The 5,821-nt window shown below is 69.4% G+C and carries 4 protein-coding genes and 1 CRISPR repeat array; all 4 genes read right to left on the reverse strand.

What is annotated here, in order from left to right; genetic code table 11:
- Positions 1-7 precede the first annotated feature (7 nt).
- Positions 8-554: a CRISPR direct-repeat array (repeat unit 37 nt; unit sequence GTTGCGATCCTCGGCCGCCGCGAACGGCGGCCGCCAC).
- A gap of 706 nt (positions 555-1,260) precedes the next feature.
- From LG943_RS27475 to LG943_RS27490, 4 genes are read right to left on the reverse strand one after another with little or no spacing between them, the layout of a single operon-like run.
- A complete protein-coding gene (locus LG943_RS27475; protein ID WP_270075292.1) occupies positions 1,261-2,436 on the reverse strand; it encodes a tyrosine-type recombinase/integrase in 1,176 nt (391 codons plus the stop codon).
- A complete protein-coding gene (locus LG943_RS27480) occupies positions 2,436-2,660 on the reverse strand; it encodes a helix-turn-helix domain-containing protein (protein ID WP_270075293.1) in 225 nt (74 codons plus the stop codon). Before LG943_RS27480 ends, LG943_RS27475 begins: the two co-directional genes overlap by 1 nt.
- Positions 2,660-4,351, reverse strand: a complete 1,692-nt coding sequence (locus LG943_RS27485) for a replication initiator (protein ID WP_270075294.1) — start codon at positions 4,349-4,351, stop codon at positions 2,660-2,662. The genes LG943_RS27480 and LG943_RS27485 overlap by 1 nt, the downstream gene beginning before the upstream one ends.
- The gene (locus tag LG943_RS27490) at positions 4,351-5,769 is read right to left on the reverse strand and encodes an FtsK/SpoIIIE domain-containing protein (protein ID WP_270075295.1); all 1,419 of its coding nucleotides are present in this window, start codon (positions 5,767-5,769) and stop codon (positions 4,351-4,353) included. Before LG943_RS27490 ends, LG943_RS27485 begins: the two co-directional genes overlap by 1 nt.
- Positions 5,770-5,821: the final 52 nt, after the last annotated feature.

A 5,821-nucleotide genomic window follows, 5' to 3' on the forward strand; every position in this document is an offset into this window, starting at 1 on the left:
GAGGTGTGTTGCGATCCTCGGCCGCCGCGAACGGCGGCCGCCACTGACTACCTCGCCAAAGGAGAGTGACGACGATGCCGTTGCGATCCTCGGCCGCCGCGAACGGCGGCCGCCACTACGGCTATTACGTAGAGCACGGGACGTCGTCCATGGTTGCGATCCTCGGCCGCCGCGAACGGCGGCCGCCACCGCGGACGCGGCGGCGGCGCCCGCGATCATCCGGCCGTTGCGATCCTCGGCCGCCGCGAACGGCGGCCGCCACCCGAAGACGCCCCGGAGCCGCGCTATACGCTCAAGGTTGCGATCCTCGGCCGCCGCGAACGGCGGCCGCCACGCGGATGTCGGAGACGATCACCCAGTCGTAGAGGGTGTTGCGATCCTCGGCCGCCGCGAACGGCGGCCGCCACCCGCGCCTACGCCAAGCAACTCGCCCGCGAGAACAGGTTGCGATCCTCGGCCGCCGCGAACGGCGGCCGCCACCGATGCGCCGCTGAGCGCCTTCGGTGAGCTGGAAAACGTTGCGATCCTCGGCCGCCGCGAACGGCGGCCGCCACAGCGCTCAACCTGGCCAAACGCCATCAATCCACGGGCAACACGGGGCGAGGAAAGCACGCGAAACATCCCAATTGGGTGAAAACATACTTGAGAACCTCCCCGGTGACCGATGGAAGCTCTAGGTTCCGAAGCCAGTGGGCGTCAGCCTGTGAGCAGACTCCACGATAATTCTTCTGCCGGGCCGTAGTGGAGGCCATCGCGGACCCACACGATGATGCCTCGCGGCAAGGACACGAACGCAACCTTGGCGTGGACGGCCCCATAGACCCGACGCAGGCCCAGATACCGCAGGTGGCGGCACAGAGCGGTATGGATGCGCGCGACCCCGCAGACAGAGCGGCACGCCACGGACTTATTAGGCAGCGGATGGTCTTAAAATGGCGGCTTTCCAATCCGGCGGCCGCGCGCCTACTCCTCTGGTGAGCCCTTGAGGGTGCACCGGGCCGACGAGGACGGTGCACCCCCAGGGTGCACGCTTGCAAACGCACCCCGGTGCAACCGAGCGCAACCCCGCACACGACCTGCCCACAGCCTGCGGATACTCGAGTTTGCGCAGGTCAGCGGATTTTTACTGGGGAATTCGATTCCCGTCATCCGCTCCAGACAGCGAAGAGCCAGGTCAAACCGGGTTTCCGGTGACCTGGCTCTCGCCGTTTTCAGGGCTGGAACGCCGAGCCGTGCCACATACGTGCCACAGCGCGATCCTCAGGGCCGGGCGCCGACCAGCGGCGGATCGTCGTCCCCGTCTTCGTCGTCACGTCCCCCGCCCGCGTCGCCGAGGCGCCCCAGTTCTTCGGCCGCCCGCTTGCCGAGCGCATCCGCGATGTCCCGCGCGCGGTTGTCACGCGCGTGCATGTAGATGAGCGCGGCCCGCGTGCTGGAGTGCCCCATCCGATCCATGAGTTCGCGCAGCGATGCGCCAGCCTCAGCCGCGTAGGTGTTGCCCGTGTGCCGGAGATCGTGCACGTGGACGCCTTCCAGCCCGACCGCCGCGCACGCTTCCGCCCAGTACTTCGAGAAGTTCGCGCGCCGGAGCTGGTTGCCCTTCACGCCGACGAAGACAAAGCCGTCCGGGCCGGGCGCCGCGTAGTCGCGCAGGTGGCGCCGCAGGTCGTCAATGATCAGCTCCGGCAACGTCACCGTACGAGCGCCCGCCCTAGACTTGGGCTTACCCACGAGCAGTTCCCCGACGTCGTAGGCGGTTTCGCGCACCGTGACCGTACGCGCGTCCAGGTCGAGGTACCGGCGCCGCAGACCGGCCAGCTCGCCCCAACGCAGACTTCCGAACGTCGCCAGGAGGACGAGCGCGCGGTATCGCGGCTTGATCGCATCGGCGAGTTTGAACACCTCAGCCACCGACAGGACCGGTCGTTCCTGAGTGTCCTCTTTGCCCGCCCCTTCGATGTTGCACGGGTTCTCGCGGATCAGCTTGTCCCGGACGGCGGTGTTCATGATCGCCCGCATGAGCCGGTACGCCTTCGGCACCTGGCCGCGCTTCGTGGCGTCTTTCAGCCGCTCCGCGCGCCACTTGCGGACGTGCGACTCCTTGATGTCCTTCAGCAGCATGTCCCCGAATTCCGGGTCGAGGTGAAGGCGAATCAACACCTCGTACGTCGACTCGGTCTTACGGGTCAGGTGCCGCTGTTCCATCCATTCGACGGCATAGTGATGGAACAGCAGTGCACCGGCATCAGGGTCGAACCAGTCGCCCTGTGCGATCTCGGCTTCCTTGAGGGTCAGCCATCGCTGGGCAGCCTTCTTGGTCGCGAAAGTGGTGGGTGCGCTCTGCAACCGCCCGTCCGGGCCGCGATAGCGCGCCTGGAACCGACCCGAAGCCATCTGCCGAATGTTGCCGAACGTGCGCTTCTTCTCCCCCGGCATTACGCCGCTCCCTTCATCCGCAGCCGCACCGGCTTCACCAGGCCGGTGGTAATGAACTCGTCCAGCGCCGATTCCGGGATGCGCACGTGGCGTCCCAGCTTGACGAAGGTGATGCGCCGCTCTTCGATCAGCCGTCGCGGATAGCGCTCACTCGTGTTGAGCCGCTCGGCCGCCTGCGCCACCGTCAGCAGCCGTCCAGCCGGTTGGATCTTCTTGCCAGCCATTACGCCGCTCTCTCCCTCACCCGAGTTGCCGAAGAAACGTGGTGCCGTGCCGCGTCTAGTTGGGCGCGGCGTTTGAGTGCTTCGCCGACCGCGCGCAGCAGGCGGTGTTCACGCGGAGGGACGTCCGGGTCGGTCGGGTGCGCGAGTTCCCAGGCGTGGCTGCCGGAGGCGACCGAGGAAAGAGGGGCGGGTGCCGGTGGTTGGTCGCCGTCGTCCTGGTGCTCATCGGCGGTGCGCACGCCCAGCGCGTTGAGGACCCAGGTCAGGCGGTCGGCCTTGTGGTCGGCCATGGTCTTGCCCGACCACTTGCGCGAGACCAGGACGCGGCGCCCGGCGTAGCCGAGGTGTTCGCGGCGGTGGGCCTTGGACCGGCAGTAGCCCGGCACCATGCCCGGCTTGGGGTTGTCGGGTTGGATGCCGTAGCGCAGCCAGTTGGCGCAGCGGGGCGAGCAGGGCTCGAACCTCAGCGCCTCAACGAGCCGTTCGACGTGGCGGGCTTGGGCGTCGGTGATGACCTCGTGGCATTCGGCGATGTCCTTGGTCAGGTACTTCGCGAGGTAGCGCACGCACCGGTCGGCATCCGGGGACCCGGCCAGGACGCCTTTGGCGTCCACCTGCGGCCCGAAGCGGACCACGTGCATCGGCTCGGCGTCGGGATCGGCGTCCAGGGCGTCCAGCGCCTCATCCCACGTGGGCAGCACCTCACCCGTGGAGGGGTCGACGTAGGTCCCTACCGCTTCGTCCCAGACGGGCAGGTTGGCGCCGTCGTAGACCACGGTGTCGGCCGGTGGCCACCAGACCTGGTGGTAGGTGGCCGCCGCGATCTGGCGCAGCTCGGCGCGCGGAATGGTTCCGCGTGTGGCCATGTGCAGGTGCGGCGCGAGACGCCGTTGGGGTTCGACGGTGGCGAAGTACTGCACATCAAAGCCCGCGACGCGGCGGAGGTTCTGCACGAAGCGGTCGATGAGCTTGGAGAAGTGCAGCGCGTCCCGCACGGCCCGCCGGTAGTCATACGTCGCGGGATCGACAGGCGTGCCATCGGCCTTGACCCGCCCGTAGGTGTCGCAAGTCAGGGTGATGAACAGCGACGGCCGGAACACCTTGCCGGTGGCGGGGTCCTCGTAGGTCCGCCCGAGGGTGGTGGGTGCTTTCTGCCGCTTGGGCAGGTCGGGTGCGTCTTGGCGGCGCCTGGTGGAGCGCACCCGCCGCGACCGCCCCGAAGCCGAGGTGTTCCGCGAGACCGACCCGCGCAGCCCGGAGGCGGTGATCTCGGCGTCCAGGTCGGCGATGGCCGCATCCAGCGCCGCCACCTCATCCGGAGTCGCGCGGCCGTCCTCCACGAGGCGGTCACGCTCGGCGGTAACCATGGCCCGCTTCGCCACCCACGCCCGCTGCACCTCAGAGGGGGCGTCCGGGATCACGGCGGGATCGTGGTCGAGGTGCCAGCCCTCCTCGCACTGCGTGCGGCGGATGGAGCGCTTGCGCCGCGCGCAGGCGGGGCAGCGGGATTCCAGCGTGGCCCCACAGGGCACGTCGATGATCTCGGTCCGGCCGGTGGTGATGTCGGTGCGGCGCAGCGCCACCGGACGGATGCACACCCCCTTCTCGGCTGCGATGGTCTCGGCGACCTCCCGCGCGAGCGGCTGTGCGAGGCGTTCGGCGCGGGTCGTCTTACCGGTCGGGGTGGGCATCAACCCTCCACCCCCGCCGCCGCAGCAGCGTCGGCCATGGCGTCGATATCGGCATCGGAGACGAACGCCGCACGGACCCGGACCGGGATGGGAGAACCCTCCAGCTTCACAAACCCCACCCCGGGAAGCTCGGGGTCGATGAGGTGGGCGTTGGCACCCCGGTCCCGGGCGCCCTCACCGAGCACCATGTCCACCTGGCTTGCCTCGTCCAAACGGAGGGCGATCTTGTCCGGGAAGAGGTTGCGCAGGTTCAACACCTCCTTGCGGGGGTCCTGCAAGGCGGCCAGGACGCAGAACCCCACCGACCGGCCCTGGCTGGTCAGGGTGGCGATGGCGTTCTCGGCGCGGCGGCGGATATCGCGGTCGGGGTGGTAGGCCGTCAGGAACGCCACCTCGTCCAGCACCACGACCGTGAACGGGTCCCGGGTGGTGGGGGTGTGGACCCGCTGGCGTCCGGCGTAGCGCTCGGCCCGCTCCTGCATCGCGGCCACCGCCGCTTCCAGGAGGGCCACGGCGGATTCGGCGTCGGCCGCGTAGTGGGCGAACAGGGCAAGCCCATAGGACAGCTCCATGCGCTTGGGGTCGATCGCCCACACCTCGGCGATACCGGCGGCGATGGCCGAGGACATCGCCCGGATGGCCGACCACAGCACCGACCCCTTGCCCGCACCCGTCACCCCGACCGTGAGGACGTGGGTGCCGTGTAGCCGCAGCAGCCAGGGTTCCCCGTCTTCACAGATCCCCACGGGCAGGGCGGACAGGTCCGGCTCCTCGGGGATCGGGAGGGCGTCGATGGGGTCGGCGAGGGTGTCATAGCGCGGGAACTCCAGCACCACATCCCTGGGTCCGCGCACTTCCACGCGGCAGGAGGGGGCGCCGAAGCCGTGCGCCAGTTCCGCCACGCGCTTTTCGAAGTCGGCCGGGGACGTGCCGGCCACGATCCTCACCCGCACCCGGTCGGCCCACGCCGAGCAGGCCACCCCGCGAATCTGGGGCAGGTACTGGCGTTCGAGGTAGGACTCGGCCAGCCCGGCGACCACCAGGACGGGTTGCCAGTGGCGGCGGTAGACCCACAGTCGGCGCCAGGCGGCCAGCACCCGCAGCGCCACCACATCGCGGAACGAGCGCGGCCACCGCCGCCACCACACCAGCAGCACCAGGTCAACCACCGACCAGAGCACGGCCAGGCTGATCCAGCCGCCGAACTGGTAGGCCGCGATCGAGGCGCCCAGGGCGCTCACCGCGACCGGGAACTGGGCGGGCAGCAGCACCAGGGCGCGCAGGAAGCGCCAGAGCCACCCGGTGAGAATGAAGATCCCCGGCGTCTCAACGACCGGGGTGGTGAAGCGGAAGCTCTGCGCCGGGACCGGCGCGGTCGGCTGCACCTGTGCGGCCCCGTTGCTCTTGCGGCCCAGCATCAGAGACCACCCGCCTCGTCCTCATCGGTGGAGCAGGCGGCGGCCAGTTCGG

Origin of the sequence: Streptomonospora mangrovi, from assembly GCF_027604915.1 — a bacterium.
Lineage (GTDB): Bacteria > Actinomycetota > Actinomycetes > Streptosporangiales > Streptosporangiaceae > Streptomonospora > Streptomonospora mangrovi.